Raw genomic sequence first — 26,177 nt, 5'->3', positions numbered from 1 at the left:
CCGGCCTTACGCTGTTCAGCATGTCCGATCGCCTGTCGTCGCCGTTCCTCGATGCCCTGCGCTCGCGCGTCCTGGTGGCCGACGGGGCGATGGGCACCGCCCTGCAGGCCCACGACCTGAGCCTGGCCGACTTCGGCGGCCTGGAGGGCTGCAACGAGATCCTCAACGTGACACGCCCGGACGTGGTCCGCTCGGTCCACCGCGGGTACCTCGAGGCCGGTGCGGACGCGGTCGAAACGAACACTTTCGGGGCCAATTTCGCCAATTTCGCCGAGTACGACATCACCGAGCGGATCTTCGAACTCTCCGAGGCCGGCGCGCGGCTGGCCCGCGAGACCGCCGACGAGTTCGCGACGCCGGACCGCCCGCGGTTCGTGCTCGGCTCGGTCGGCCCGGGCACGAAGCTCCCGACGCTCGGGCACGCGCCGTTCACCACGCTGCGTGACGCCTACGCCGAAGAGGTCCGGGGCCTGCTGGCCGGCGGCGCCGACGCGGTGATCGTCGAGACCACCCAAGACATCCTGCAGACGAAGGCGTCGATCGTCGGCGCGAAGCGGGCGATGGCCGCCGAAGGGCGGCACGTGCCGATCCTCGCTTCGATCACCGTCGAAACGACCGGCACCATGCTGCTCGGCACCGAGGTCGGCGCGGCACTGGCCGCGCTGGAGCCGCTCGGCATCGACGTCATCGGGCTCAACTGCGCCACCGGCCCGGCCGAGATGAGCGAGCACCTGCGGCAGCTCGCCAAGCACGCCCGGGTGCCGCTGTCGGTGATGCCGAACGCCGGCCTGCCGGAGCTGGGCCCGGGCGGGGCGGTCTACCCGCTCGGCCCGGAAGCCCTGGTGGCGGCGCTGACCGGGTTCGTCCGCGAGTTCGGCGTCGGCCTGGTCGGTGGCTGCTGCGGCACGACCGACGAACACATCCGGCAGCTCGCCGCGGCCGTCTCCGAGACGAAACCGGTGCCCCGGCGGCCCCGGCCCGAGCCGGGCGTGTCGTCGCTCTACCAGGCGGTGCCGTTCAAGCAGGACGCCAGCGTGCTGATGATCGGCGAGCGCACCAACGCCAACGGCTCCAAGGCGTTCCGCACCGCGATGCTCGCGGGTCATTTTGACGACTGCGTCGAGATCGCCCGCGAGCAGACCCGCGACGGCGCCCACCTGCTCGACCTGTGCGTCGACTACGTCGGCCGCGACGGCGCCGCCGACATGGCCGAGCTGGCCGGGCGCCTGGCCACGGCGTCGACCCTGCCGATCATGCTCGACTCCACCGAGGTGCCGGTCCTGCGGGCCGGGCTGGAGCGCCTGGGCGGCCGGTGCGCGGTCAACTCCGTCAACTACGAGGACGGCGACGGCCCGGAGTCCCGGTTCGCCCAGGTCATGGCGCTGGTCAGCGAGTTCGGCGCGGCCGTCGTCGCCCTGACCATCGACGAGGAAGGCCAAGCACGGACCGCGGAGAAGAAGGCCGCGATCGCGACCCGGCTGATCGAGGACATCACCGGGAACTGGGGCCTGCGCACCTCCGACGTCATCATCGACGCGCTGACCTTCACCATCGCCACCGGCCAGGAGGAGTCGCGTCGCGACGGCATCGAGACGATCGAGGCGATCCGCGAGATCAAGCGCCGGCACCCCGAGGTGCAGACCACGCTGGGGTTGTCCAACATCTCCTTCGGCCTCAACCCGGCCGCGCGGCAGGTGCTCAACTCGGTGTTCCTGCACGAGTGCGTCCAGGCCGGGCTGGACACCGCGATCGTGCACGCGTCGAAGATCCTCCCGATGGCGCGGATCCCCGACGACCAGCGCGCGGTCGCCCTCGACCTCCTCTACGACCGCCGTCGCGAGGGCTACGACCCGCTGCAGGAACTGATGGCCCTGTTCGAAGGCGTCAGCGCGGCGTCCTCGAAGGCGTCGCGCGCCGAGGAGCTGGCCGCGTTGCCGCTGTTCGAACGCCTGGAGCGCCGGATCGTCGACGGCGAGCGCACCGGCCTCACCGACGACCTCGACGCGGCTCTGAAGCAGCGGCCCGCCCTGCAGATCATCAACGACACCCTGCTGTCCGGCATGAAGACCGTCGGCGAGCTGTTCGGCTCGGGCCAGATGCAGCTGCCGTTCGTGCTGCAGTCCGCCGAAGTGATGAAGGCCGCCGTCGCGCACCTCGAGCCGCACATGGAGAAAGACGACGATTCGGGCAAGGGCCGGATCGTGCTGGCCACCGTCCGCGGCGACGTGCACGACATCGGCAAGAACCTCGTCGACATCATCCTGTCCAACAACGGCTACGAGGTCGTCAACCTCGGCATCAAGCAGCCGATCACGACCATCCTCGACGCGGCGCAGGAGAACGGTGCCGACGCGATCGGGATGTCCGGGCTGCTGGTCAAGTCCACGGTGATCATGAAGGAGAACCTCCAGGAGATGAACTCCCGGGGCGTCTCCGCGCGCTGGCCGGTGCTGCTCGGCGGCGCCGCGCTCACCCGGTCCTACGTGGAGAACGACCTGAGCGAGCTGTACCTCGGCGACGTCCGCTACGCGCGGGACGCGTTCGAGGGGCTGCGGCTGATGGACGCGATCATGGCCGCCAAGCGCGGCGAATCGCCGCTGGTGGACGCCGACGCGGAGAAGAAGCGTCAGGAGCGCAAGGAACGCCGCGAACGCTCGCTGCGGATCGCCGAGGTGCGCAAAGCCCGCGCGGCCTCGGCGGAAGCGCTCGAAGGGCCGCCACCCGCGCGGTCGGACGTCGCCACCGACGTCCCGCTGCCGACGCCGCCGTTCTGGGGTTCGCGGGTGGTCAAGGGCGTCGCGCTCGCCGACTACGCCGCGATGCTCGACGAGCGGGCGACCTTCATGGGCCAATGGGGCCTCAAAGGCGCCCGCGGCGGCGCCGGGCCGACGTACGACGAACTCGTCGAGTCCGAAGGCCGGCCGCGGCTGCGGTACTGGCTCGACCGGCTGACCGCCGACGGCGTCCTGGCCCACGCGGCCGTCGTCTACGGCTACTTCCCGTGCCACGCCGAGGGTGACGACCTCGTCGTGCTGGCCGAACCCTCACTCGACGCGCCGGAGCGGCTGCGGTTCACCTTCCCGCGCCAGCGCCGTGACCGGCGGCTGTGCCTGGCCGACTTCTACCGGCCCCGCGAGTTCGCCTCAGACGGTGTCGTTGACGTCGTGCCCTTCACCGTCGTCACCATGGGCCAGCCCATCGCCGACTACGCGAACGAACTGTTCGCGGCCAACGCCTACCGCGACTACCTCGAGGTCCACGGCCTCGGCGTCCAGCTCGCCGAGGCACTGGCCGAGTACTGGCACTGCCGCATCAGGCAGGAGCTGACCTTCCCCGGCGGTGTGGCGGTCGCCTCAGAGGACCCCGACGACGTCGAGGACTTCTTCAAGCTCGGCTACCGTGGGGCGAGGTTCTCACTGGGCTACGGCGCCTGTCCCGATCTCGAGGACCGGGCGAAGATCGTCGCGCTGCTCGAGCCGGGCCGGATCGGCGTGAAGCTGTCCGAGGAGTTCCAGCTGCACCCCGAGCAGTCGACCGACGCGATCGTCTGCCACCACCCGGAAGCCAAGTACTTCAACACCTAGACCCTGGAGGATCCACTGTGGACGGACTCGATGCCGTGCTGTGGGACATGGACGGCACACTCGTCGATTCCGAGAAGCTGTGGGACATCGCGCTGTACGAGACGGCGGAATGGCTCGGCGGCAAGCTTTCCGAGGAACAGCGCATGACGCTCGTCGGGTCCAACATGGACGACACCTCGGCGTACCTCCTCGAGGTGGCCGGTCTCCCGGTGACGCCCGAGGCGATTGCTTCCACGGGCGAGGAAATCCGCCGCCGCACGGCGGGCCTGTTCGACGACGAGCTGCCGTGGCGCCCGGGCGCGCGCGAAGCCCTGACGGCGGTCCGCGAGGCGGGCCTGCGCTCGGCGCTGATCACCTCCACCGAGCGCGACCTGACCGAGCTCGCGCTGAACACGATCGGCCGCGAGTTCTTCGACGTCACGGTGTGCGGGGACGAGGTCGAGGGGTTCAACAAGCCGCACCCGCGCCCGTACCTCAAGGGCGCGGAGCTGCTGGGCGTTTCGCCCGAGCGGTGCGTCGCGGTCGAGGACTCGCCGCCGGGCACCGCGTCCGCCGTCGCGGCGGGCTGCACGGTCTTGGTCATCCCCAACGACGTCCCCGTCGAAGCGGGGGAGCGGCGGGTGTTCCGCGACTCGCTGGTGGGCATCGACGTGCCGGCGCTGGCGGCCCTGCTCGGCTGAGCACCACCATGTCGCATTTCCGCTAGCCCCGGGTCGCCGGAGTCCGCGATGCTGACGGGGTGCATGAGGACTTCGAACGGTGCGTGCGGGCCGTGCAGGCGAAGGACGCCCGGTTCGACGGGTGGTTCTACACCGCCGTCCTGACGACGAAGATCTACTGCCGGCCCAGCTGCCCGGTGGTGCCGCCCAAGCCGCGCAACATGAGCTTCTACCCGAGCGCCGCGGCTGCCCAGCAGGCCGGGTTCCGCGCCTGCAAGCGCTGCCGCCCCGACGCCAGCCCCGGTTCGCCCCTGTGGAACGAGCGCGCCGACCTGGTGGCGCGGGCGATGCGGCTGATCGCCGACGGCGTCGTCGACACCGAAGGCGTCCACGGCCTCGCCGCCCGCCTCGGCTACAGCGTCCGGCAGGTCGAGCGCCAGGTGTTCGCCGAACTCGGTGCCGGGCCGCTTGCGCTGGCGCGGGCCCAGCGCGCGCAGACCGCGCGGATCCTGATCGAGACGACCGCCCTGCCGATGACCGAGCTGGCCCTGGCCGCCGGGTTCGGCAGCATCCGGACGTTCAACGACACCGTCCGCGAGGTGTTCGCCCTGTCGCCGACCGAACTGCGGCAGCGCGCGAAGGGCACGCCGTCGGCCGCGGCCGGGGCGCTCGTCCTGCGGCTGCCCTACCGGAAGCCGCTGTGCCCGGACAACCTGTTCGGGCACCTGGTGGCGACCGGCGTGCCGGGCGTCGAGGAGTGGCGCGACGGTGCCTACCGCCGGACGCTGCGGCTGCCGCACGGCCACGGCGTCGTCTCGCTGCGGCCGGATGACGGCCACATCGCCTGCCGGCTCACCCTGGCCGACCTCCGCGACCTGCCCGCCGCCACCAGCCGGTGCCGTCGCCTGCTCGACCTCGACGCCGACCCGGTCGCCGTCGACGACCAGCTCGCCACCGACCCGCTGCTCGCGCCGCTCGTCGCGGCCGCACCCGGTCGCCGCGTCCCGCGCACGGTCGACGGGCCCGAGTTCGCCGTGCGCGCCGTGCTGGGACAGCAGGTCTCGACGGCGGCGGCGCGGACCCACGCCGCGCGGCTCGTCGTCGCGCACGGCGAGCCGGTCGACGACCCCGAAGGCGGCCTGACCCACCTGTTCCCCTCGCCCGAGGCCCTAGGTGCGCTGGACCCCGAGACCCTGGCCATGCCGCGCAGCCGCCGTCGCACGCTGCTCGGGCTGGTCTCGGCGCTGACGGACGGCCTCGACCTCAGCGCGGGCAGCGACTGGGAGGCGGCCCGGGCCGCGCTGGGCGCGTTGCCCGGCTTCGGGCCGTGGACGGTCGAGAGCATCGCGATGCGGGCGCTGGGCGACCCGGACGCGTTCCTCCCCACCGACCTCGGCATCAAGTACGCGGCGGAAACCCTCGGCCTCGGCGGCCAGGCCGCCGTCATCGCCCGGTCCGCGGCGTGGCGGCCGTGGCGCGCCTACGCCACCCAGCACCTGTGGGCCACCGGCGATCACGCGATCAACCGGATGCCCGCGGCATGAACCCGACAGGAGAAATGATGCGTACCCACGCCGTCGTCGACAGCCCGTGTGGCCCGTTGACGCTGGTCGCCGAGGGCGACGCGCTCTGCGGCCTCTACATGGTCGACCAGCGTCACCGCCCGGACGAGCTGACCTTCGGCTCGAACGATCCCGGCGCCGACATCTTCGCGCTCGCCGAAACCGAACTGAAGGAGTACTTCGCCGGGCAGCGCCACGAGTTCGAGGTACCGCTGGCCTTCGCGGGCACCCCGTTCCAGCAGCTGGTCTGGGCGCAGCTGCGCAAGATCCCCTACGGCACGACGATCTCGTACGGCGAGCTGGCCGACCGGCTCGGCAACCCGGCGGCGTCGCGCGCGGTCGGGCTGGCCAACGGCAAGAACCCGATCGGCATCATCGTGCCGTGCCACCGGGTGGTCGGCGCGAACGGCTCGCTGACCGGCTACGGCGGCGGTCTCGAGTGCAAGCGCTACCTGCTGGATTTCGAGCAGGGCGCGCTCTTTTGATCCCAGCTCGTGGGAACCGGCGTCCACGGTGGTGTGAGATCGGCAGCATCCGGGGCGGGGCGGGGCGCCAGGGCCCGGTCCGGGATGGAAGGATTCCGGACCGTGAAGACCTTCGATGAGCTGTTCGCGGAGCTTGCCGAGCGCGCGCGTACCCGTCCCGACGGGTCCGGCACCGTCGTCGCCCTCGACGCCGGGGTGCACGCCCAGGGCAAGAAAGTGCTCGAGGAAGCCGGCGAGGTGTGGATCGCCGCCGAGCACGAGTCCGACGAGCGCCTCGCCGAGGAGATCTCCCAGCTGCTGTACCGGGTGCAGGTGCTGATGCTCGGCCGCGGCCTGTCGGCCGAGGACGTCTACCGCTACCTGTGACGGGGTTACGCCCGGTGCTGGACCGGGCGACGATCGAGGAGAAGAGCGAAATGCTGCGTGTTGCCGTGCCGAACAAGGGAGCCCTCGCCGCCGCGGCGACGGAGATGCTCGGCGAGGCGGGCTACCGCAAGCGGCATGAGCAGCGCGACCTGACCGTGCTCGACCCGGTCAACGAGGTCGAGTTCTTCTTCCTGCGCCCCAAGGACATCGCCATCTACGTCGGCTCCGGCGAGCTGGACCTCGGCATCACCGGCCGCGACCTCGCGCTCGACTCCGGCGCCCCGGTCGAAGAGGTCCAGGCGCTCGGCTTCGGCGGCTCGACGTTCCGCTACGCGGCCCCGGCCGGGCGGGACTGGAAGCCGGCGGACCTGCACGGCAAGCGGCTGGCGACGTCGTACCCGCGGCTGGTCCGCGACGACCTCGCCCGCCACGGCGTCGAGGCCGAGGTGATCCGTCTCGACGGCGCGGTGGAGATCTCGATCCAGCTCGGCGTGGCGGACGCGATCGCGGACGTCGTCGAGTCCGGCCGGTCGCTGCGGCAGCACAACCTGGTCGCGTTCGGCGACCCGATCTGCGTGTCGGAAGCGGTGCTGCTGAAGCGCCGGGGCACCGAGGAGAGTAAGGCGAAGACGCAGCTGGCCGCGCGCCTGCGCGGGGTCGTGTTCGCGCAGCAGTACATGATGCTGGACTACGACTGCCCGCGCTCGCTGCTCGAGCGCGCGATCGCCATCACGCCGGGCTTGGAGTCGCCGACGGTCGCCCCGCTCGCCCAGGAAGACTGGGTCGCGGTGCGGGCGATGGTGCCGCGCAAGGAGGTCAACCGGATCATGGACGAGCTGGCCGAGGTCGGCACGAAGGCGATCCTGGCGTCGGACATCCGGTCCTGCCGCCTCTGACCTGCCGCCGGTCGTGAGTGTTCAGGCGGGTTAGAACCCGCCTGAACTCACGACCGGTCAGCGCGGGCGGTGGGGTTTCTTCGGCAGCAGGTCGTACAGGCCTTTGCGAGCCCCGTTGTCGTTGACGTTGCGGGCCACCGCCACCTCCGAGATGAAGTCCTCGAAGACGAACTCCTCGTCGGCGGGCACGACGGCCGGCGCCTGGTTCTGCTCCAGGTAGCCGTCCAGCGTCGTCGCGATCTCGCGGAACGACAGCGCCTGCAACGTCTCCGGGGCGTACGTCGTCACCGGGACGCCGTGCGCGGCCGCTTCGTTCATCACCACGCCCAGCGGCAGGTGCGAGAGCATCGGGATGCCGAAGTCGTACATCTCCTGCAGCGCCGCGGCCGCGTAGTGCGAGATCGGCCGCCGGTACAGGCTCGGCACCAGGCCGAACCACGACAGCGACGGACGGCCGACCGTCTGCTCGACGTACCGGACCTGGTCCGCCAGCAGCCGCAGCGCGCGGATGCTCGTCTTGTCCGGCTGGACCGGCACCAGGATGCCGTGCGACGCCGCCAGCGCGTTGTTCGTCAGCACGTCCAGCGCCGGCGGGCAGTCGATGACGCAGTGGTCGTAGTTGGCGAACTGAATGACCCGGGCGAGCTGCCAGCCGGGCACGCGGAACGAGTCGAGCCGCCGGATCAGGTCGAACATCCCCGGCGACGTCGGCACGACGTCGAGCGCGCCGCCCTTGCCGAGATTGCTGCGCGGGTGCGGGACGACGATCTCCTCGATCGGGCCCTTCCACGTCTTGGCCAGCGCTTTCGCCAGGCTCGGCCGGTCCGGGGGGACCTCGGACAACCCGAGCATCTCGGTCGTCGCGTGGCCCTGCGGGTCGAGGTCGACCAGCAGCACCCGCCGGCCCCGCTCGGCCAGGGCCGCCGCGGTGCCGACGCTCAGTGAGGTCTTGCCGACCCCGCCTTTCTGGTTGACCACCGAGGTGATCTGCATGCCGGAGCGCTCCTCAAGTCGGTCGTTCCGCGAAGGTTATTGGATGCGGGCCCGTTCTGGGTGGCTATCCGCCCCCGGCCTGTCGCGGCCGGACCATCAGCGCCTGGGCGCCGGTGGCCACCGGGCCGTCCGCGTCGTGCAGGATGCTCGTCGCCGTGCCGGCGCCGTGCCGCCCGACCAGCGTGACCGCGTCCAGGCCGATCCACTCCCCGGACGGCGTCCGCCGCAGGTGCACGGTCAGCTCGGCGTTGATGAACCACCACTTCCGCGGGTCGAGGTAGTTCGACACGCCGTTGCCGGAGTCGGCGACCGTGAACAGCCGCTGCAGGCCGCTCGGTTCCTCGCCGTCGACCAGCGGGACACGCTGGCGCGCCCACACCGCCGCCGGCCCCGGGACGTCCATGCCGCCGCGCACCGCGCGCCACTCCACCGCGTCGAGGTAGCCGCCCTGCCAGCCCTCCGGCCACGGCGACTCGCCGACGCTGCCCGGTGACGGCAGCAGCGGGCCGGCGTCGGTGGCGATCTCCGCCGTGTCCGCCGTCGCGATCCGCCACGCCGAGGCTCGCGCCACGACGCGATCCGCGCTCACCAGCTCGGCCTGCAGCAGTTCGACCGACCGGCCGGGCCGTTCCACGCGGGCCCGCACGGTGAGTTCGGCGACCGGGGCCGGGCCGAGGATCTCGACCGTCACCCTGGCCAGCTCCGCCGGGTGCGTCTGTTCGACGTTTTCGAGGGCGTGGACCAGCAACGCCGACGGCGGGCCGAAGTGCTGGGCGTCCGGGGTCCACGGCCCGGCCGTGTGCCCGGTCGCGGAGAACCGGCCGCCGCCGAGCGGGACGTAGAAGGCGTCGGCCATCAGTCCGCCCGGTCCAGCGGTGTCTCGTCGCCCGCGTCGGGCTCCGGCCAGCCGGGGTATTCCGGCGGCGTGCCGCCGTACTCGGGGCAGTGCGCCTGGTGGTCGCACCAGTTGCACAGCTTGCTCTTGTTCGGCCGGAAGTCGCCCGTCTTGCCCGCCTTGAGGATGGCCTGCCAGATGGCTTCCAGCGTGCGCTCGAAGCGGAGCAGCTCGGCTTCGTCGGGCGTGTAGGCGAGGGACTGGCCGTCGGTCAGGTACATGAGCTTGAGCTGGCGGGGCACGATCCCGCGCAGCCGCCACAGCACCACGGCGTAGAACTTCATCTGGAACATCGCCTTGGCCTCGCCGATTTCGCGCGGCGCGGCGCCGGTCTTGTAGTCCACGACCCGGATCTCGCCGGTCGGCGCGACGTCGAGCCGGTCGATGTAGCCGCGCAGCAGGACGCCGGAGCCGAGCTCGATCTCGACGTGCAGCTCGCAGGCCTCCGGTTCGAGCCGGCGCGGGTCCTCCAGCTCGAAGTAGGCGTCCAGCAGCTTTTCCGCCGACCGCAGCCATTCCTCGTGGTCGCCGGGCTTCTCGCCGTCGAACAGCTCGGTCCACTCCGGACGGTCCGCGGACAGGTCCGTCCACGCCGGGCCGAGCAGCTCGCGAGCCCGCGGCGGGACGCGGTCGGCGGCGGGCAGCGCGAACAGCCGCTCCAGGACCGAGTGGACGAGCGTGCCGCGCAGCTGGGCCTTGGTCGGGACCTCCGGCAGCCGGTCCACCGCGCGGAACCGGTAGAGCAGCGGGCACTGCTTGAAGTCACTGGCCCGTGACGGCGACAACGCGGGCCGCCGCCGTACCTCGGTGGCGACGGCGGAAGCGGTGGGCGGGCCGGTGGTCACAGTGTCGGCGTCGGGCATGGGCAGAGCGTAACGCCGGGGTCCGACAGTTCCGGCGACCGCAACGCCCGCCACCTCGTCCCGCACCGGACGTGTCGTCCATCCCGGTACGTGTGTCGTCCGGTCGCGACACCACCGGGGCCGGATCACCCGCTACCCACACCGGGGGCTCTAGGCTCTCGGGATGGCCGCGACCAGTGAGCAGGGCACCGGGGGCACCCGGCGGGCCGTCCTCCCGGACGGCGGCCTCCTGCTGTTCCGGGTCGCCGGGGTGCCGGTGCTGCTGGCGCCGTCCTGGTGGATCGGCTCGCTGATCGTCGTCGTGCTGTACGCGCCGCTCGTCGGACGGCTGCTGCCGGACGCCACGGCGCCGACGTCGTGGCTGCTGGCGGGCGCGTTCGCGCTGCTGCTGGGTCTGTCGGTGCTCGCCCACGAGCTCGGGCACTGCCTGGTCGCGCTGCGGCTGGGGATCCCCGTGCGGCGGCTGCGCCTGTTCCTGCTCGGCGGCCTGTCCGAAGTGGCCCGCACGCCGAAACGGCCCGGCGACGAAGGTCTGGTCGCCGCGGCCGGCCCCGCGGTGTCGCTGCTGCTCGGCGGGTTCTGCGGTCTCCTGATGTTCGCCGTCCCCCCCGGACGGCGCGGTCTGGCTCCTGGTGGCCGAATGCGCGGTGGCGAACCTCGCCGTCGGCGTGTTCAACCTGCTGCCCGGACTGCCCTTGGACGGCGGCAGGCTGGTCCGCGCCGGTGTCTGGGCGGTCACCGGCACTCGCGCGAAGGGGACGCGCGCCGCGGTCGCCGGCGGCGCGGTCGTGGCGGCGGGCCTGCTCGTGTGGGCGCTGTGGGGCCTGGCGACGGCGAGCCCGGACCGGTGGCTGCGGCTGGGTGTCTGCGTCGTCACGGCGTGGTTCGTGATCCTGGGCGCGCGGTCGGAACTGGCCGCCGAGACACGCCGGACGTGGCCGGAGGGTCTCGTCCTCGGCGAACTCGTCCGGCCGGTGCTGCAGCTGCCGGCCGAGAGCCCGGTGTCGGACGCGCTGGCCGCCTCCGCCGGCCGGGGCGTGGTGCTGGTCCGCGCCGACGGAGTGGCGGCCGGGCTCCTCGACGAGGGCGCCGCGGAGCGGCTCGCGAGCACGTCGCCGCACGCGCCCGCCGAACTGGCGGCCGAGCCGATCCGGGCCGAGACCGTGCTCCTGGCGTCGGAGCCCGGGGAGGACGTCGTCGAGCGGGTCCGCGAGACCCCGGCGTGGCAGTTCCTCGTGGTCGACGACGAGGGCCGCCCGGCGGGCGTGCTGCGCCGGGACGACCTGCGTGCCGCGCTGAACCGCCGTACCCGCTGAGGCCCCGGCCCGCGCGGCCTGCGAAGATCTGGCGTCGGCCAAACGGGTTACTGAGTCGACAAAAGCAGCCGATTGGTAACGAACGGCACAGTACAGGAGGAAGTGTTGTCGGTCAGCGGACCGTTTCGCGCGGGTGATCGGGTGCAGTTGACCGACTCGAAGGGGCGGCACTACACCCTGACGCTGGCCGACGGCGGTGAGTACCACACCCACCGCGGCGGCTTGGCCCACGACGACCTGATCGGCCGTCCCGAAGGGTCGGTCGTCACCTCCGCGGGCGGGTCGACCTACCTGGCGCTGCGCCCGCTGCTGCCGGACTACGTGCTCTCGATGCCCCGCGGCGCGCAGGTGATCTACCCGAAGGACGCCGCGCAGATCGTGATGTGGGGCGACATCTTCCCGGGCGCCCGCGTGCTCGAAGCCGGGGCCGGCTCCGGCGCGCTGACGTGTTCGCTGCTGCGCGCGGTCGGCCCGGCCGGGCAGGTGCACTCCTACGAGATCCGCGACGACCACGCCGAGCACGCCGAGCGGAACGTCGTGAAGTTCTTCGGCGAGAAACCGGCCAACTGGTCGCTGACGGTCGCCGACCTGGCCTCGCACGAGGGCGAGGTCGACCGGGTCGTGCTGGACATGCTGGCCCCGTGGGAGCAGCTGCCGAACGTGGCCGCCCACCTCGTGCCGGGCGGCGTGCTGACGGTGTACGTCGCGACAGTGACGCAGCTCTCGCGCGTCACCGAGTCGCTGCGCGAACAGCAGTGCTGGACCGAGCCGGAGTCGTGGGAGACGCTGATGCGCCCGTGGCACGTGGTGGGCCTGGCGGTCCGCCCGGACCACCGGATGGTCGCGCACACGGCGTTCCTGCTCACCGCGCGCCGGTTGGCGGACGGCACCGTGTCCCCGCGGGTGTCCCGCCGGCCGAGCAAGGGCAAGGGCTAGCCGGGGTGTCTCCGCGCCGGAAGGCCGGGTTCACGGTGGCGGCGGCCGTCGTGACCGGCCTCGCGGTGCTTTGCGTGGTCTTCGTGCCGTCCTGGCTCGTCGGGACCGCGTCGGGACTGGGACCGGTAGACCGGCTGAAGGCCGTCAACGACGTCCGCGCCACGCTGTTGCAGGCGCTCGGCGGCCTCTTGGCCCTGGCGGGCGTCGGGCTGGGTGCGCTCCTGACGTCCCGGCAGCTGCAGCTGAACCGGGACAGCCGGTCGATCGACCTGTTCACGAAGGCGATCGACCAGCTCGGCGCGGAGCAGGTGCCGACCCGGCAGGGCGCCGTCTACGCGCTGGAGCAGCTGGCCGACCTCGATCCCCGCTATCGCGGGCACGTCCACGCGCTGCTCACGTCCTTCATCTGCTTCCGGGCGCCCTGGCAGCCCGGAACGGCCCGCCGCGAAGGCGGTCTGGCCGACGACGTCGCGGCCGCGGTCGCGGCACTGGGCCGTGGCGGGATGATCGAACCGGGCGCGGGGTCCGAGCTGGAGCGAGTCGACCTCCGGGGCGCCGACCTGACCGGCTTCGCGATTCCGCGGGTCTGTTTCGTGGGAGCGAACCTCGAGGGCGCGGTGCTGCGGAACGCGAACCTCGCCGGCGCGACCCTGACCGGCACGCTCCTGCGGGACGCGGATCTGCGCGGCGCCGACCTCACCGGCGCCGACCTGACGGACGCGGACCTGACCGGGGCCCGCACCGACGGCACCACCCGCCTGCCGGAGGGCTTCACACCGCCCGCTTAGCCCGGCACGCACCAGTGGCCGGTCTCCTTGTGCAGCGGGAAGGGCGTGTCCTTGGTGCCGCCCGCCGCCTCGACGTGGACCACCGCCGTCGCCGACTCGCCGCGCACCTCGGGCGGCCGGGGGAGCGTCGCGGTGACCGGGCCGGCCGCGTCCCACATCCGCTGCAGCCTCGCCAGGGCTTCGGCGGTCTGCGGGCGGCAGGTGAGCTTGCCGAACGCCGCCGAGTCGTGCCGGGCGATCGCGTCGACGATCGCCTTGGCCAGCACGCTCACCGCCGCCGTGTCGGCCGCGTCGGGTACGGGCGGTGGCGACGAGCGGGTCGGCACCTGGCCGGTCTTGCTCGACGGTGTGGGCGGGGCGCCACCCGGGGCGACGAGCAGCAGGCCCAGCACGACACCCGCGCCGGCCACGCCGAGCAGGACCAGCCCGGCGGCGAAGACGCGGTTCACCGCCTGCGGGGGCTCACGAGCCGTCCGCCTGCACGTTGGACAGGCACCACAGCCCGGATTCCTTCCGCGCCGACATCGTGCCGATCTTGGTCTTGCTGCCGTCGGTGGCCGAGTAGCGCACGGTGGACTTGTCCCCGCTGTCCTGGGGCGTGCCGGTCAGCTTCACCGTGACCTTCGGGATGTCGCCGGTGGTGCCTTCGAAGACGCTCCGGCAGATGGTGTCGGCGAGGGACTTCTCGTCACTCGCGTTGTAGGCGGAGATCGTCGAATCGAACAGCTCCCGCGAGCTCGGCTTGCCGCCGGGGGCCGGGCCGCCCGCGGGCTTGCTGCTCTTCGACGTCGGGCTGGTCGGCGCGGTGCTCTTCGGCTTGGGGGTGGACGCCTTCGGCACGGTCGTCGGCGCCGCGGAACTGCTGCTCGCGGGCGGTGCCGCGGCCTGCTCGCCGCCGCTGTTCGTGAGGGCCAGCGCCGTCACGCCGCCGCCGACGAGGACCACCGCGCCCGCCGCGATGGCGATGATGAGCCCGGTTTTCTTCTTCTTGGGCGGGGGAGCGTCGCCGAAGCCACCGCCGCCGTACGGGTCGTAGCCGCCGAAGCCCTGCTGCGGCTGGCCCCACTGGTCCTGCTGCCCGTACTGGGGGTGGCCCTGCTGGGGCTGAGGGCCCGTCTGGGGTGGGTAACCGCCCTGCTGGGGCTGCCCGTACGGATCGGGCTGCCCGAACTGCTGGGTGCCGCCGTAGCCCGGCTGCGGCTGGGGCCCGCTCTGGGGGTAACCGCCCGGCTGCGGTTGACCGTAGGGCCCGGGCTGCTGCCCGTAGCCGCCGGGCTGCCGGCCGTAACCGCCCGGTTGCTGCGGCGGGTAGGTCATGAGTGGTGCCCCCTAGCGTTCCTTCGACGTGACCCGGGCCTGACTTCCGGTCCGGCGTCGGCCCGATGCTAGCCACCGGGGCCGCCCACCGCGCGGTTAGGGCGGAACTGGCCGGAATTGCCCGGATCCCGCAGGGTTGGCGGCCCCGGCGGCGGGGTACTCCCGTCGTGCTTGCTTCGCCCCGGCACGCCCGGACCCGTCTCGCACCATCGCCACGGCACCGAAATGGCCGCTTGCGCTGCGGGAATGTCCGTGCTGGGGGAGGCTCAGAAACCGCGACGCGCCGATCTTGTGATGCGGAAAGGGCTTTTCTTGTCGGTGATCGCCGGTACCGTGGAATGAAAAGCACTCCGAGGAGGTGCCCGATGCATCATGACCTTCCCGGAGGTCGGCGCGAGGAGGCCGACCCTTCAGCAACATCCGGAGCTGGGACGACGGCGGACGAGCAAGCTCGGCAGATCCGTTTTCTCGAGGAGGAAGTGGCGCTGCTGCGCCGCAAACTGACCGACTCGCCAAGGCAGAACCGAGTTCTCGAACAGCGACTCGCCGAGGCCTCGGAAAGGGTGAGCCAGCTCACCGAGCGCAACACCAAACTGGTCGAAACCCTGCGCGAAGCGCGAGGACAGCTCCTCGCACTCCGCGAGGAGGTCGACAGGCTGGCCCAGCCACCGTCCGGGTACGGCGTCTTCGTCGAGGCGTACGAGGACAACACGGTGGACGTCTTCACGGCCGGCCGGAAGATGCGGGTGTCGGTTTCACCCGCGGTCGAGCTCTCGTCGTTGCGCCGTGGTCAGGCGCTGCGGCTCAACGAGGCGCTCACGGTGGTCGAGGCCGGCGGCTTCGAACGCGTCGGTGAGGTGTGCGCGTTGCGTGAGGTGCTCGCCGCCGACGTCGAGGGCGGCAGCCTTCGCGCACTGGTGGTCGGGCACGCGGACGAAGAGCGGGTGGTCCTGCTCTCCGATCTGCTGGCGGAGCAGCCGCTCAAGCCGGGCGACTCGCTGCTGGTCGACTCCAAGGCCGGCTACGCGTACGAGCGCGTGCCGAAGGCGGAGGTCGAGGACCTGGTGCTGGAGGAGGTGCCCGACGTCCGCTACGAGGACATCGGTGGCCTCACCCGGCAGATCGAGCAGATCAGGGACGCGGTCGAGCTGCCGTTCCTGCATGCCGACCTGTACCAGGAGTACCAGCTGCGGCCGCCCAAGGGCGTCCTGCTCTACGGCCCGCCGGGCTGCGGCAAGACGCTCATCGCCAAGGCGGTGGCGAACTCGCTGGCCAAGAAGGTGGCCGCGGCACGGGGCGACAACGAGGACGGGAAGTCCTACTTCCTGAACATCAAGGGTCCCGAGCTGCTCAACAAGTTCGTCGGGGAGACCGAGCGGCACATCCGCCTGATCTTCCAGCGGGCGCGGGAGAAGGCCTCCGAGGGTACCCCGGTGATCGTGTTCTTCGACGAGATGGACTCGATCTTCCGGACCCGTGGGTCGGGCGTGTCGTCCGACGTGGAGACCACGATCGTGCCGCAGCTGCTGTCGGAAATCGACGGTGTCGAAGGCCTGGAGAACGTCATCGTCATCGGCGCCTCCAACCGCGAAGACATGATCGACCCGGCGATCCTGCGGCCGGGCCGGCTCGACGTCAAGATCAAGATCGAGCGTCCGGACGCCGAAGGCGCGAAGGACATCTTCTCCAAGTACCTGGCCGAAGGCCTGCCGATCCACGCCGACGACCTCGCCGAGTTCGGCGGCGACGCCAAGGCGACGTTCGACGCGATGATCCAGCACACCGTCGAGCGCATGTACGAGGAGAGCGACGAGAACCGGTTCCTCGAGGTGACCTACGCCAACGGGGACAAGGAAGTCCTGTACTTCCGTGACTTCAACTCGGGCGCGATGATCCAGAACATCGTGGACCGGGCGAAGAAGTCGGCGATCAAGTCGGTGCTGGAGACCCAGCAGCCGGGTCTCCGCGTGCAGCACCTGCTGGACGCGATCGTCGACGAGTTCGCGGAGAACGAGGACCTGCCCAACACCACCAACCCGGACGACTGGGCCCGGATCTCCGGCAAGAAGGGCGAGCGGATCGTCTACATCCGCACGCTCGTCACCGGCAAGAACCAGGACTCGGGGCGGGCGATCGACACCGCCACGAACACCGGTCAGTACCTGTAGTTCCGACGCGCGATGGGGCGGCTGCTTAGGCAGCCGCCCCATCGGCGTGTCTAACGACGGACGAGTTCGGCTCGCTGCTTCGGCGCGGGCGCAACCTCCCGTGGGCGGCGAGGATCCCCAGCACCACGAGCAGTGCGCCGGCCGGCTGGTTCCAGCTCACCGGTTCCCCCAGCACCAGCACGCCGAGCAGGACCCCGACCACCGGGGTCAGGTACGTCACCGCCGAGGCGTTGGCCGCACCCCAGGCGGCGATGATGCGGGTGTTCCAGGCATAGGCCAGGCCCGTGCCGAAGACGCCGAGCGCGATCATGCTCGCCACCACCGGCAGGTCGAGGTGCACCGGCGTCGCCGCGATCGCGGGGGTCAGCAGGCCGAGGATCACCGTCGCCGACGCCGTCTGCCCGAACGCGACGACCACCGGATCCGTCCCCCGTGGTGAGACGAACCGGCGCAGGTACACGAAACACGCGCCGTAGCACGTCGTCGCGCCGAGGCAGGCCAGCTGGGCCGTCAGCTGGTGGGACACGTCGATGCCGTGCCACACCCCGACGATCATGAGCACGCCGAGAAACCCGAGCAGCAGGCCGAGCACCCGCGGCGGCGTGAACCGCTCCTCCGGCAGCGCCGCGGCCGCCAGCAGCATCGTGACCAGCGGCGTCGTCGCGTTGAAGATGCTGGCCAAACCGGACGAAATGTACTGCTCCGCCCACGAGAACAGCAGGAACGGCACCACGCACAACAACACCGACACGGCCGCGAGGTGACCCCACAGCACGGGATCACGGGGGAGCGGCCGCCGGCGCACCGCCAGGACCACGGCCAGCGCCAGCGCGCCCAGCGCGACGCGGGCGAGCGCGACCTGACCGGGGGAGAGCCCGCCGAGACCGACCTTGATGAACAGGAAACTCGCACCCCACACCAGCGCCAGCAGCGCGAACCGCACCGTGACCCCGAACTCCGCCGATCGCATGGGCGCAGTCAAACCGGCGAACCGGCCGCGATGCCAGCGGTTTCCCGGCCCCGCGTTGTGTATAACGACCTATACCGCCACGGCGGTAGGGTGCCATCCATGGCGGGGAGAACCGCACGGCGGTGGCCGGAAGCCGTCAGGCATGTCGCGGACCGGGTCGCCGGGCCGCCGCTGCCGGCGGACCTGGACGTCACGATCCACTTCCACCCGGACCGGCTGGTGGGGGAGAGGTCGCTGCTGCGGCACTGGCTGACGGACGGTGTCTACCGCTCGCAGTTCGAGACGGGCACGAGCAACGGCGGCCTGACCGCGCGCCCCGGCGGGGATCGGTGGCACTGGGAACACCGGATGTTCGGCGGCGTCTACGACGAACTGCCACCGTCCGCCCGTCCGAAGTACGGCTCACTCAACCACCGCCGCCGCCCGGCCGGCGGCTCGGTGCGGTTCGGTTCGGCGCACTTCCGGCTCAAACGCGAAGTGCTGGGGCGGACGACGTTCTGCTATCCGGACAGCTTCAACGAGCCGACGCACTTCGGCACGAGCACGCACATGCCACTGATCCCCCTCGTCGAGGCGGACGCCCCCGACGAGCTCGACGACTACATCGAAGCCCACGTCCACGGCCCGCTGCGGCTGCCGGACGACGTCGCGGCCCTGGTGCTGGACCCGTCCTTCCGGGGCACCGACGTCGAAGCGGCCGCCGCGGAGTTCCGGTTCCCGATCTGCTGGCACCACGGGTTCCGGCTGCCGGTGGCCAAGCTCGCCGAGCACGCGGACTACCGCGGCGCGGACGCCGTGCGGGCCGGCGAAGACATCGCCCAGGGCGGGTGGCTGGATGCCCGCGTCATCGGCGACGCCGTCCGCGCCGGCCGGCACGACCCCCAGGTGCTCAAGCGCGTGTGGCACTGCACCGCGCGGTTCGGCTCACCCGGCTAGCAGCACCTCGGCCAGTCGCCGCCAGTGCGGCATGGCCGAGGTGCCCGGCTCGACCCCGACGACCTGGACGCCCACGTGGTCGGCGCCCGCGTCGAGGTGTCCGCCCAGCTTCGCGGTGATCGTCTCGAGATCGCCCCAGAACACCAGGTCGTCGACGAGACGGTCGCTGCCGCGGCCGCCGTCGATGTCCGCTTCCGTGTAGCCGAGCCGCCGGAACTTCGCGACGTTGTACTCCGAGGTCAGGTACAGGTGCAGGTGGGCGCGGGCGACCTCCCGCGCCTTGGCCGCGTCGGTTTCGAAGAGCACGGCCTGCTCGACGCCGAGGAACGGGCTGTCACCGAGGATCTCGCGCGCCTGGGCGGTGTGTTCCGGGGTCACGTGGTAGGTGTGGGCGCCCGCCGATCGGTCGCGGGCCAGCTCCAGCATCTTCGGGCCGTACGCCGCGAGCAGCCGTCGCATCGGTGCGCGTGGCCGGGGGTTGCCGTTGGTGACGGTGTCCAGGGCGTCGAGGTAGTCGTTCATCGCCCGAAGCGGCTTCGCGCCGGGCTTCCCGGCGCCGAAGCCGAGGCCGAGCAGGTGGCGGTCCGCGTAGGCGTCCGCCAGCAGCAGGGCCGCACCCCGGGTCCACTGCGGACCACGGGACCAGATCTGCGCGATCCCGTTGACCACGGCGAGGCGTTCGGTGGCCGACAGCAGGAACCCGGCGTGCGTCAGGGCTTCCCGCCCGTCGCTCTCCGGGATCCAGATCGCCGGCCAGCCGAGCTCTTCCAGCTCCTGCACGGAGTCCCGGATCAGGGCGGCCGGCTGGTCCTCGAAGTCGAACGTCCAGATCCCGTAGCGGCCGAGCCGCATGTCCTCGATCGTACCCATACTTCGAAGTATCGCAGATTTTCGATATGAGTGGCCGGGCGGGTGGTGTAGCGGGGGAGGGGAGGGGTCAGAGGGAGTGGCCGAGCATCGCGACGAACTCGGCGATCCGGGCTTCGTCGCGCTTGTAGTGCGTCCACTTGCCGACGCGCGTGGCCCGGACCAGCCCGGCACGCTGCAGCGACGCCATGTACGCCGAGACCGTCGACTGCGCGAGCCCCAGCTTCTCCTGGATGTGGCTCACGCACACGCCGACCTCCACCGGGTCGGCAATCGCCCGCTCCACCGGGAAGTGCCGTTCCGGCTCCCGCAGCCACTGCAGTACCTGTAGCCGCACCGGGTTCGCGAGCGCCTTGAACACGTCGAGCAGCTGCTCGACGTCGGCCTGGGATTCGGTGCGCGTCGTCATGGTGTCGCTCCCAGTATATCGGCGTATAACGACCTATACTCACGGGCGTGAGCGAAGAAACCCGGCGGCCGCGCGCGCCGATCACGGAGTCCGACATCCTGGCCTGGCTGGAGACGGCCGCGGCCGCCGTCCAGGCGGGGGAGGTGAACGCTCAGGAGCTCATCGACCTCCTCGGCGAGTTCCGCCGGGCGTCCGCCGCGTGCGCCGACGCGTCGGACTGGCTGCTGCTCGCCGCCCGCGAAGGCGGCGCCAGCCTCCGCCAGATCGCGCCGGTCTTCGGCAAGGGCTACGTCCGGGCGCCGGCCGCGCGGCTGGAAAAGCTCCACCGTCAGGCCCAGAACTCCGATCAGTGGCTGGCCATCCTCCGGCACAAGCAGACGGCGTGAGGGGATCCGTGGACCGCATCGCGCTCGGCCTGGCGGCGCTGGGCAGGCCCGCCTACATCAACCTCGGCCGGGACGGGGCGCTGCCGCCGGTGCGGGACGTCGCTTCGATGCGGGCGGCGACGTCCGAGGTGCTCGACGCCGCCTACGCCGCCGGTGTCCGGCACGTCGACGTGGCCCGGTCCTACGGGCGTTCGGAAGAGTTCCTGGCCGGCTGGCTCGCCGAACGCGGGCACGCCGACGTCGAGGTCTCCAGCAAGTGGGGTTACGCGTACGTCGGGGACTGGCGGCTCGACGCCGACGTGCACGAGGTGAAGGAGCATTCGGCGGCGCGGTTCGCCACGCAGTGGGCGGAAACCCTGGCGCTGCTGGGGGATCGGGTGGGTCTTCACCAGGTGCATTCGCTCACTGTGGACAGTCCTTTGTTCACCGACGAGCCGCTCCTGGAAGCGCTGGCGGAGCTGTCCGCGAACGGTGTCGCGGTGGGGTTCTCGACGTCCGGGCCGGCGCAGGCGGACGCGATCGAGCGGGCGTTCGCGCTGGAAGCCGCGGGACGCCCGGTGTTCTCGGCGGTGCAGTCGACGTGGAACGTCCTCGAGCCGTCGGCGGGCCGGGCCCTCGCCGCGGCACACGCGGCCGGGAAACGGGTGCTGGTCAAGGAAACCCTGGCCAACGGCAGGCTGGCGGTCGAAGCGCCGTCCGTCGTGCGGGACATCGCGGCGGCGCACGGGACCGGGCCGGACGCGGTCGCGGTGGCCGCGGCGCTGGCGCCGGACTGGGTCGACCGCGCGGTCATCGGCCCGGCGAGCACCGCGCAGCTGGCGGCGAACCTGCGGGCCACGGCGCTGGACCTGACCGCCGCGGAACGGGACGCGCTGGCCGCGCTCGCCGAGGAACCGGGCGAGTACTGGCGGCACCGGTCCTCCTTGGCGTGGGACTGAAGGGCTGCACTACCCTTCGCTGCACGCCAAGGACGACAGGAGGCCGGAGCAGGTGCGTCATCGGCAGGCGATCGCGTTGGCCGCGGTCGCGTTGGTGGGACTCACGGGCTGCGACGGGCCCGATCCGAACAACCTGGAGACGTACTACGACGATCCGGTGCCCACGTCCTCGGCGGTCCCGCCCGTCTCGGACGCTCCGGTGAGTGCCGCGAAGGCGGCTCCGGTCACGCCTTCCGCGGTAGTGCCCGATCCCGGCCGGCTCGCGGAGCGGGCGTTGCTGTCCGACACCGACGTCGCCGAGGAAGGTGTGCAGCCGGGCTCGGGTGAGGCTTCGGGGTGCCTGGCGGACGGGCCCTCGGCGAGCAGCCGGACCGCGACCTGGCGCTACCCCAGCGGGTCGGTGCTGAGCCACCGCGTCGTCGCGTACCCGGACGGGACGGCCGCCCGGGTCGTCGCGGAGGCGGACTGCGCGGGCAAGACGGTGACTGTCCCGGCCCAGCCGGGCGTCGAGCTGCAGCGTGCCTGGTGCGACGGCAAGACCTGCACGGTGTTGCTGGCCAAGGGAAGGCTCGTGTCGGGGCTGACGGTCTCGGCGAGCACCGAGGCCCGCGCGGTGGACGCGGCCAAGCGCCTGCTGCCCGCGATGACGGCGAAGCTGACGGCTCAGCCGTAGCGGCGGAACCATTCCTGGACGCCTTCGCGGCCGTCGGGGATGAACGGCAGTTCCGGGGCCGGGTCGTCGACCCAGGCGCGCAGGTCCGCCAGGGTGATCCAGCGGCCTTCGGCGATCTCTTCGGCCTGGTGGCGGATGGGGCCGTCCCAGCGGACCTCGAAGGCGAAGTTGTGGCAGCGGTTGCGGCCGTCGTCGTAGATCTTGGTGAACAGCGGGACGGGTTCCACTCCCTGGACGCCGAGCTCTTCGGCGAGTTCGCGGCGGGCGCACTCGGCCGGGGTCTCGCCGGCGGCGACCATGCCGCCGGCCCAGCAGTCCCAGGTCGACGGGAAGACGTCCTTCCCGGGGTGCGGAGGTGCACGTAAACGGCCTTGCCGTCACCCGAACGGACCAGGACGACGCCGGCGGCGTGCCACAGGCCCTCGGCGCGGACGCGGGCGCGGGTGGTCTCGCCGGCCACCGAGCCGGCCTGGTCATAGAGGGCAACGAGTTCGTCACTGCCTGGCATGGGTGCATCGTTCCACCAGTTCGACCCCGTAGGGTGGGGACATGCGGCGGATCATGGGAACCGAAGTCGAGTACGGCATCTCCGTGCCGGGCGACGCGACGGCGAACCCGGTACTCACCTCCACCCAGGTCGTGCTGGCCTACGCGGCGGCGGCCGACATCCCGCGCGCCCGGCGGGCGCGGTGGGACTACGAGGTGGAGAGCCCGCTGCGGGACGCGCGCGGGTTCGACCTGACCGGGCCCGGCGGGCCGGGGCACGATCCGGACGTCGAGGACCTGGGCGCGGCGAACGTCATCCTCACCAACGGCGCGCGGCTGTACGTGGACCACGCGCACCCGGAGTACTCGGCGCCCGAGGTGACGAACGCGCGGGACGCGGTCATCTGGGACAAGGCGGGCGAACGCGTGATGGAGGAGGCGGCGATGAAGGCCGCTTCCGTGCCGGGCCAGCCGCCGTTGCAGCTGTACAAGAACAACGTCGACGGCAAGGGCGCGAGCTACGGCACGCACGAGAACTACCTGTGCGCGCGCTCGACGCCGTTCACGGCGATCATCGCCGGGCTGACGCCGTTCTTCGTGTCGCGGCAGGTCGTGACCGGCTCGGGCCGGGTCGGGATCGGCCAGCAGAGCGAGGAGGCCGGGTTCCAGCTCTCCCAGCGTGCGGACTACATCGAGGTCGAGGTCGGCCTGGAGACGACGTTGAAGCGCGGGATCATCAACACCCGCGACGAACCGCACGCGGACGCGGACAAGTACCGCCGGCTGCACGTCATCATCGGCGACGCGAACATGTCGGAGTACTCGACGTACCTGAAGGTCGGGACGACGGCGCTGGTGCTGGACCTGATCGAGTCGGGCATCCGGTTCGACGACCTGAAGCTGGACGAGCCGGTCAAGGCGGTCCACCAGATCAGCCACGACCCCACGCTGAAGCAGCAGGTGGCGCTGGCGAACGGCAAGAAGTACACCGCGCTGGACCTGCAGTTCGCCTACCACGAGATCGCTTCCCAGAACCTGGAACGCACCGGTGCGGACCAGGCGTCGAAGGAGGTCCTGCGGGTCTGGGGCGAGGTGCTGGACGCGCTGGCGCGCGACCCGCAGGAGTGCGCGGACCGGCTGGACTGGCCGGCGAAGCTGCGGCTGCTGGAGGGGTACCGGCAGCGCGACAACCTGGCCTGGGGCGCGCCGCGGCTGCGGCTGGTCGACCTGCAGTACTCGGACGTGCGGCTGGCGAAGGGCCTGTACAACCGGCTGGTCACGCGCGGGTCGATGAAGCGGCTGGTGGCGGAGGAAGAGGTGCTGGCCGCGGTGACGACGCCGCCGTCGGACACCCGGGCGTACTTCCGGGGCCGGGCGCTGGAGAAGTACGCGACGTCGATCGCGGCGGCGTCGTGGGATTCGGTCATCTTCGACGTGGGCCGGGAGTCGCTGGTGCGGATCCCGACACTGGAGCCGCTGCGGGGGACGAAGGCGCACGTCGGCAAGTTGCTGGACAACTCGGCGACGGCGGAGGAGCTGGTGGAGGCGCTCACCGGTTCGGACTAGGCGGTCGGCACACCGGCGTTGCCCCGAATGTCGGGGCCGCTGGGTAGGCTAGGAAACATCAGCCACACCGGGAGGCGAGATGGCCCAGGAAAAGATCGAAAAGCACGGCGGTGGTGACTCCGACGAGGAGTTCGAGGACACCGGCGCGGCGGGTCAGGAGCGGCGCGAGAAGCTCGGCGAGGACGTGGACACGATCCTCGACGAGATCGACGACGTGCTCGAAGAGAACGCCGAGGACTTCGTCCGGGCCTACGTGCAGAAGGGCGGCGAATAGCCGCCTGGGGCCCCGTGCCCTTGCCGACCGTTCAGCCGGCGGCCGGGGTCCCGCGTGGTGGTGGCCTGGAGGCCGCCCGGCGCGGGGCTGCGGCTTGCCTGGCCCGCACAGATGGGATTTTTGAGCACGTATGGACAACACCAGGGGCATCTCGGGTCCCGCGCTGCCTGCCGCATACTTCTCGTCGGCGACGTCGTCGTTTTCGGACTTTCTGCGGGTACAGGCGCCGGAGCTGCTTCCGGAGCGGCGGGTGGCCGGCGGCACGGCGGAGCTGGGTGTGCCGCACGGGACGACGATCGTCGCGTGCACCTTCGCGGGCGGGGTGCTGATCGCGGGTGACCGGCGGGCGACGTCGGGGAACCTGATCGCGAGCCGCGACATGGAGAAGGTGCACGTCACCGACGAGTATTCGGCGGTGGGCATCGCGGGCACGGCGGGGCTGGCCGTGGAGATGGTGCGGCTGTACGCGGTGGAGCTGGCGCACTACGAGAAGATCGAGGGCGTTTCGCTGTCGCTGGACGGCAAGACGAACAAGCTGGCCGGGATGGTCAAGGCGAACCTCGAGATGGCGATGGCCGGACTGGCGGCGATCCCGTTGTTCGTGGGGTACGACCTGGACGCCGAGGACGCGAAGCACGCCGGGCGGATCGTGTCGTACGACGCCGCGGGCGGGCGATACGAGGAGAACGGCGGCTACGCGTCCATCGGTTCGGGTTCGCTGTTCGCGAAGTCGGCGTTGAAGAAGCTGCACGACCCGGACGCCGACGTCGAGAGTGCGGTGCGGGTCGCGGTGGAGGCGCTGTTCGACGCGGCGGACGACGACACCGCCTCGGGCGGGCCGGACCTGGTGCGGCGGATCTTCCCGACCGTCGTGACGGTCACCGCGGAGCACGGCGCCGTGCAGCTGCCCACGGCCGAGGCGGCGGCGGTGGCGGAAGCCGTCGTGGCGGGGCGGATCGAGCGTCATCAGCGCCGGGTTTCGTGACCGGAGCCGGACCACAGTGAACGTTGGAACACCGAAAGACCTGGAGCGCACACCGTGACGATGCCGTTGTATGCCTCTCCCGAGCAGCTGATGCGGGAGCGTTCCGAGCTGGCGCGCAAGGGCATCGCGCGCGGCCGGAGCGTGGTGGTGCTGAAGTACGCGGGCGGCGTGCTGTTCGTGGCGGAGAACCCGTCGGCCACGTTGCACAAGGTTTCCGAGATCTACGACCGGATCGGGTTCGCCGCGGTCGGGCGCTACAGCGAGTTCGAGAACCTGCGGGTGGCGGGCATCCGGCACGCGGACCTGAAGGGCTACCAGTACGACCGGCGTGACGTGAGCGCGCGGGCGCTGGCGAACGCGTACGCGGCGACGCTGGGCAGCATCTTCACCGAGCAGCTGAAGCCGTTCGAGGTGGAGGTCTGCGTGGCGGAGGTCGCGGCGAGCGCGGCGGAGGACCAGCTGTACCGGCTGACCTACGACGGGTCGATCTTCGACGAGCCGCAGTACATCGTGATGGGCGGGCAGAACGAGAAGATCGCGGCGAAGCTGAAGGAGACGTTCGAGGACGGCCTGGACCTGCAGGCGGCGCTGGGATTGGCGGTGGCCGCGCTGCGCACGCCGACCCAGCCGGCGCCGGCGTCCTCGTCGAGCGGGTCTTCGTCGTCGAACGCCCCGGCGAACGGGAACAGCGACGCGGACCCGATCAAGCTGGAGGTGGCGGTCCTGGACCGCGACCGTCCGCGGCGGTCGTTCCGGCGGCTGACGGGTGCGGCGCTGGACACGCTGCTGCCGGTCCCGGACCCGCAGGGCGAGGAGCCGGAGGCGAAGCCGGAAGGCGAATAGTTTCGCGGTGAAGACG

25 protein-coding genes and 2 pseudogenes are annotated in these 26,177 nt (G+C 71.6%); 18 read left to right on the top strand and 9 right to left on the bottom strand.

Features of this window, described 5'->3' with window-relative positions; all coding sequences use genetic code 11:
• Positions 1–20: 20 nt before the first annotated feature.
• The 6 genes from metH to hisG all read left to right on the top strand — a co-directional run bounded on the left by metH (position 21) and on the right by hisG (position 7,552).
• Entirely contained in the window at positions 21–3,584 is a 3,564-nt protein-coding gene (metH, locus tag A3CE_RS0101450) for a methionine synthase (protein WP_020638285.1), read from the top strand.
• A 47-nt stretch (positions 3,585–3,631) separates the two neighbouring features.
• Positions 3,632–4,264, top strand: coding sequence for an HAD family hydrolase (locus A3CE_RS0101445; protein ID WP_245589767.1), 633 nt, complete (start codon positions 3,632–3,634; stop codon positions 4,262–4,264).
• A gap of 59 nt (positions 4,265–4,323) precedes the next feature.
• On the top strand, positions 4,324–5,787 hold the full coding sequence (locus A3CE_RS0101440; protein WP_020638283.1) for an AlkA N-terminal domain-containing protein: 1,464 nt from the start codon (positions 4,324–4,326) through the stop codon (positions 5,785–5,787).
• Between the two features lie 17 nt (positions 5,788–5,804).
• Positions 5,805–6,290, top strand: a complete 486-nt coding sequence (locus A3CE_RS0101435; protein ID WP_020638282.1) for a methylated-DNA--[protein]-cysteine S-methyltransferase — start codon at positions 5,805–5,807, stop codon at positions 6,288–6,290.
• A gap of 102 nt (positions 6,291–6,392) precedes the next feature.
• The gene (locus A3CE_RS0101430) at positions 6,393–6,656 is read left to right on the top strand and encodes a phosphoribosyl-ATP diphosphatase (RefSeq protein ID WP_020638281.1); all 264 of its coding nucleotides are present in this window, start codon (positions 6,393–6,395) and stop codon (positions 6,654–6,656) included.
• 50 nt (positions 6,657–6,706) lie between these two features.
• Entirely contained in the window at positions 6,707–7,552 is an 846-nt protein-coding gene (hisG, locus tag A3CE_RS0101425) for an ATP phosphoribosyltransferase (protein ID WP_026468047.1), read from the top strand.
• A 57-nt stretch (positions 7,553–7,609) separates the two neighbouring features.
• On the opposite strand, the gene A3CE_RS0101420 is transcribed toward hisG, so the two are convergent.
• From A3CE_RS0101420 to A3CE_RS0101410, 3 genes are all read right to left on the bottom strand, one after another.
• Entirely contained in the window at positions 7,610–8,545 is a 936-nt protein-coding gene (locus A3CE_RS0101420; RefSeq protein ID WP_020638279.1) for a ParA family protein, read from the bottom strand.
• A 64-nt stretch (positions 8,546–8,609) separates the two neighbouring features.
• Positions 8,610–9,401 carry a thioesterase family protein gene (locus A3CE_RS0101415; RefSeq protein ID WP_020638278.1) on the bottom strand — a complete coding sequence of 264 codons (792 nt, stop codon included), beginning with the start codon at positions 9,399–9,401 and terminating at the stop codon, positions 8,610–8,612.
• Positions 9,401–10,303 (bottom strand): RecB family exonuclease, encoded by a 903-nt coding sequence (locus A3CE_RS0101410; protein ID WP_020638277.1) that lies wholly within the window; start codon positions 10,301–10,303, stop codon positions 9,401–9,403. The genes A3CE_RS0101415 and A3CE_RS0101410 overlap by 1 nt, the downstream gene beginning before the upstream one ends.
• A gap of 163 nt (positions 10,304–10,466) precedes the next feature.
• On the opposite strand from A3CE_RS0101410, the pseudogene A3CE_RS49785 reads away from it, so the two are divergent.
• From A3CE_RS49785 to A3CE_RS0101395, 3 genes and pseudogenes are all read left to right on the top strand, one after another.
• Positions 10,467–11,619 (top strand): annotated as a pseudogene (locus tag A3CE_RS49785) (M50 family metallopeptidase).
• A gap of 105 nt (positions 11,620–11,724) precedes the next feature.
• Positions 11,725–12,555 (top strand): tRNA (adenine-N1)-methyltransferase, encoded by an 831-nt coding sequence (locus A3CE_RS0101400; RefSeq protein ID WP_026468046.1) that lies wholly within the window; start codon positions 11,725–11,727, stop codon positions 12,553–12,555.
• Between the two features lie 5 nt (positions 12,556–12,560).
• Positions 12,561–13,343: a pentapeptide repeat-containing protein gene (locus A3CE_RS0101395; RefSeq protein ID WP_020638274.1), complete on the top strand. Its 783-nt coding sequence runs from the start codon at positions 12,561–12,563 to the stop codon at positions 13,341–13,343.
• Here A3CE_RS0101395 and A3CE_RS0101390 read toward each other — a convergent pair.
• Positions 13,340–13,792, bottom strand: coding sequence for a hypothetical protein (locus tag A3CE_RS0101390; RefSeq protein WP_020638273.1), 453 nt, complete (start codon positions 13,790–13,792; stop codon positions 13,340–13,342). The genes A3CE_RS0101395 and A3CE_RS0101390 overlap by 4 nt on opposite strands.
• A gap of 13 nt (positions 13,793–13,805) precedes the next feature.
• Positions 13,806–14,660, bottom strand: coding sequence for a polyadenylate binding domain-containing protein (locus tag A3CE_RS0101385; RefSeq protein ID WP_020638272.1), 855 nt, complete (start codon positions 14,658–14,660; stop codon positions 13,806–13,808).
• Between the two features lie 365 nt (positions 14,661–15,025).
• Between A3CE_RS0101385 and arc the strand changes: the two genes are divergently transcribed.
• Positions 15,026–16,828: a proteasome ATPase gene (gene arc / locus A3CE_RS0101380; protein ID WP_026468045.1), complete on the top strand. Its 1,803-nt coding sequence runs from the start codon at positions 15,026–15,028 to the stop codon at positions 16,826–16,828.
• A gap of 25 nt (positions 16,829–16,853) precedes the next feature.
• On the opposite strand, the gene A3CE_RS0101375 is transcribed toward arc, so the two are convergent.
• A complete protein-coding gene (locus A3CE_RS0101375; protein WP_020638270.1) occupies positions 16,854–17,798 on the bottom strand; it encodes a DMT family transporter in 945 nt (314 codons plus the stop codon).
• Between the two features lie 99 nt (positions 17,799–17,897).
• On the opposite strand from A3CE_RS0101375, the gene A3CE_RS0101370 reads away from it, so the two are divergent.
• Complete coding sequence (locus A3CE_RS0101370; RefSeq protein ID WP_020638269.1) at positions 17,898–18,734, top strand: DUF3626 domain-containing protein; 837 nt, start codon at positions 17,898–17,900, stop codon at positions 18,732–18,734.
• On the opposite strand, the gene A3CE_RS0101365 is transcribed toward A3CE_RS0101370, so the two are convergent.
• Positions 18,723–19,604: a TIGR03620 family F420-dependent LLM class oxidoreductase gene (locus A3CE_RS0101365; protein ID WP_020638268.1), complete on the bottom strand. Its 882-nt coding sequence runs from the start codon at positions 19,602–19,604 to the stop codon at positions 18,723–18,725. The two genes, A3CE_RS0101370 and A3CE_RS0101365, sit on opposite strands and share 12 nt — an antisense overlap.
• 67 nt (positions 19,605–19,671) lie before the next feature.
• A complete protein-coding gene (locus tag A3CE_RS0101360) occupies positions 19,672–20,010 on the bottom strand; it encodes an ArsR/SmtB family transcription factor (protein WP_020638267.1) in 339 nt (112 codons plus the stop codon).
• 47 nt (positions 20,011–20,057) lie between these two features.
• Between A3CE_RS0101360 and A3CE_RS0101355 the strand changes: the two genes are divergently transcribed.
• Genes A3CE_RS0101355 through A3CE_RS0101345 form a run of 3 tightly spaced genes read left to right on the top strand, consistent with a single transcriptional unit; the run spans position 20,058 to position 22,007 of the window.
• The gene (locus A3CE_RS0101355; protein WP_020638266.1) at positions 20,058–20,396 is read left to right on the top strand and encodes a hypothetical protein; all 339 of its coding nucleotides are present in this window, start codon (positions 20,058–20,060) and stop codon (positions 20,394–20,396) included.
• Positions 20,393–21,334: an aldo/keto reductase gene (locus A3CE_RS0101350; protein WP_043790603.1), complete on the top strand. Its 942-nt coding sequence runs from the start codon at positions 20,393–20,395 to the stop codon at positions 21,332–21,334. The genes A3CE_RS0101355 and A3CE_RS0101350 overlap by 4 nt, the downstream gene beginning before the upstream one ends.
• Positions 21,335–21,386: 52 nt before the next feature.
• Positions 21,387–22,007 carry a hypothetical protein gene (locus tag A3CE_RS0101345; RefSeq protein ID WP_020638264.1) on the top strand — a complete coding sequence of 207 codons (621 nt, stop codon included), beginning with the start codon at positions 21,387–21,389 and terminating at the stop codon, positions 22,005–22,007.
• Here the strand turns inward: A3CE_RS0101345 and A3CE_RS49780 are convergent.
• A pseudogene (locus A3CE_RS49780) lies at positions 21,998–22,515 on the bottom strand (NUDIX domain-containing protein). The gene A3CE_RS0101345 and the pseudogene A3CE_RS49780 overlap by 10 nt on opposite strands.
• Before the next feature lie 41 nt (positions 22,516–22,556).
• Between A3CE_RS49780 and dop the strand changes: the two are divergent.
• From dop to prcA, 4 genes are all read left to right on the top strand, one after another.
• The gene (gene dop, locus A3CE_RS0101335) at positions 22,557–24,059 is read left to right on the top strand and encodes a depupylase/deamidase Dop (protein ID WP_020638262.1); all 1,503 of its coding nucleotides are present in this window, start codon (positions 22,557–22,559) and stop codon (positions 24,057–24,059) included.
• A gap of 79 nt (positions 24,060–24,138) precedes the next feature.
• On the top strand, positions 24,139–24,333 hold the full coding sequence (locus tag A3CE_RS0101330) for a ubiquitin-like protein Pup (protein WP_003075646.1): 195 nt from the start codon (positions 24,139–24,141) through the stop codon (positions 24,331–24,333).
• A 130-nt stretch (positions 24,334–24,463) separates the two neighbouring features.
• Entirely contained in the window at positions 24,464–25,318 is an 855-nt protein-coding gene (prcB, locus tag A3CE_RS0101325) for a proteasome subunit beta (protein ID WP_020638261.1), read from the top strand.
• A gap of 54 nt (positions 25,319–25,372) precedes the next feature.
• On the top strand, positions 25,373–26,161 hold the full coding sequence (prcA, locus tag A3CE_RS0101320) for a proteasome subunit alpha (protein WP_026468044.1): 789 nt from the start codon (positions 25,373–25,375) through the stop codon (positions 26,159–26,161).
• Positions 26,162–26,177: the final 16 nt, after the last annotated feature.

The sequence above is a fragment of the Amycolatopsis balhimycina FH 1894 genome, assembly GCF_000384295.1.
Classification (GTDB): domain Bacteria; phylum Actinomycetota; class Actinomycetes; order Mycobacteriales; family Pseudonocardiaceae; genus Amycolatopsis; species Amycolatopsis balhimycina.
Note: the sequence above shows the minus strand (reverse complement) of the source record. Positions and strands in the feature narration are given on the sequence as shown.

What these genes read in the sequence shown, in the direction of transcription:
- metH (WP_020638285.1), top strand. Translation starts at nt 21, where the DNA reads ATGTCCGATCGCCTGTCGTCGCCGTTCCTCGATGCCCTGCGCTCGCGC.
- A3CE_RS0101445 (WP_245589767.1), top strand. Translation starts at nt 3,632, where the DNA reads ATGGACGGCACACTCGTCGATTCCGAGAAGCTGTGGGACATCGCGCTG.
- A3CE_RS0101435 (WP_020638282.1), top strand. Translation starts at nt 5,805, where the DNA reads ATGCGTACCCACGCCGTCGTCGACAGCCCGTGTGGCCCGTTGACGCTG.
- hisG (WP_026468047.1), top strand. Translation starts at nt 6,707, where the DNA reads ATGCTGCGTGTTGCCGTGCCGAACAAGGGAGCCCTCGCCGCCGCGGCG.
- A3CE_RS0101420 (WP_020638279.1), bottom strand. Translation starts at nt 8,545, where the DNA reads ATGCAGATCACCTCGGTGGTCAACCAGAAAGGCGGGGTCGGCAAGACC.
- A3CE_RS0101415 (WP_020638278.1), bottom strand. Translation starts at nt 9,401, where the DNA reads ATGGCCGACGCCTTCTACGTCCCGCTCGGCGGCGGCCGGTTCTCCGCG.
- A3CE_RS0101410 (WP_020638277.1), bottom strand. Translation starts at nt 10,303, where the DNA reads ATGCCCGACGCCGACACTGTGACCACCGGCCCGCCCACCGCTTCCGCC.
- A3CE_RS0101385 (WP_020638272.1), bottom strand. Translation starts at nt 14,660, where the DNA reads ATGACCTACCCGCCGCAGCAACCGGGCGGTTACGGCCGGCAGCCCGGC.
- arc (WP_026468045.1), top strand. Translation starts at nt 15,026, where the DNA reads ATGCATCATGACCTTCCCGGAGGTCGGCGCGAGGAGGCCGACCCTTCA.
- A3CE_RS0101375 (WP_020638270.1), bottom strand. Translation starts at nt 17,798, where the DNA reads ATGCGATCGGCGGAGTTCGGGGTCACGGTGCGGTTCGCGCTGCTGGCG.
- A3CE_RS0101370 (WP_020638269.1), top strand. Translation starts at nt 17,898, where the DNA reads ATGGCGGGGAGAACCGCACGGCGGTGGCCGGAAGCCGTCAGGCATGTC.
- A3CE_RS0101365 (WP_020638268.1), bottom strand. Translation starts at nt 19,604, where the DNA reads ATGGGTACGATCGAGGACATGCGGCTCGGCCGCTACGGGATCTGGACG.
- A3CE_RS0101360 (WP_020638267.1), bottom strand. Translation starts at nt 20,010, where the DNA reads ATGACGACGCGCACCGAATCCCAGGCCGACGTCGAGCAGCTGCTCGAC.
- dop (WP_020638262.1), top strand. Translation starts at nt 22,557, where the DNA reads ATGCGGCGGATCATGGGAACCGAAGTCGAGTACGGCATCTCCGTGCCG.
- A3CE_RS0101330 (WP_003075646.1), top strand. Translation starts at nt 24,139, where the DNA reads ATGGCCCAGGAAAAGATCGAAAAGCACGGCGGTGGTGACTCCGACGAG.
- prcB (WP_020638261.1), top strand. Translation starts at nt 24,464, where the DNA reads ATGGACAACACCAGGGGCATCTCGGGTCCCGCGCTGCCTGCCGCATAC.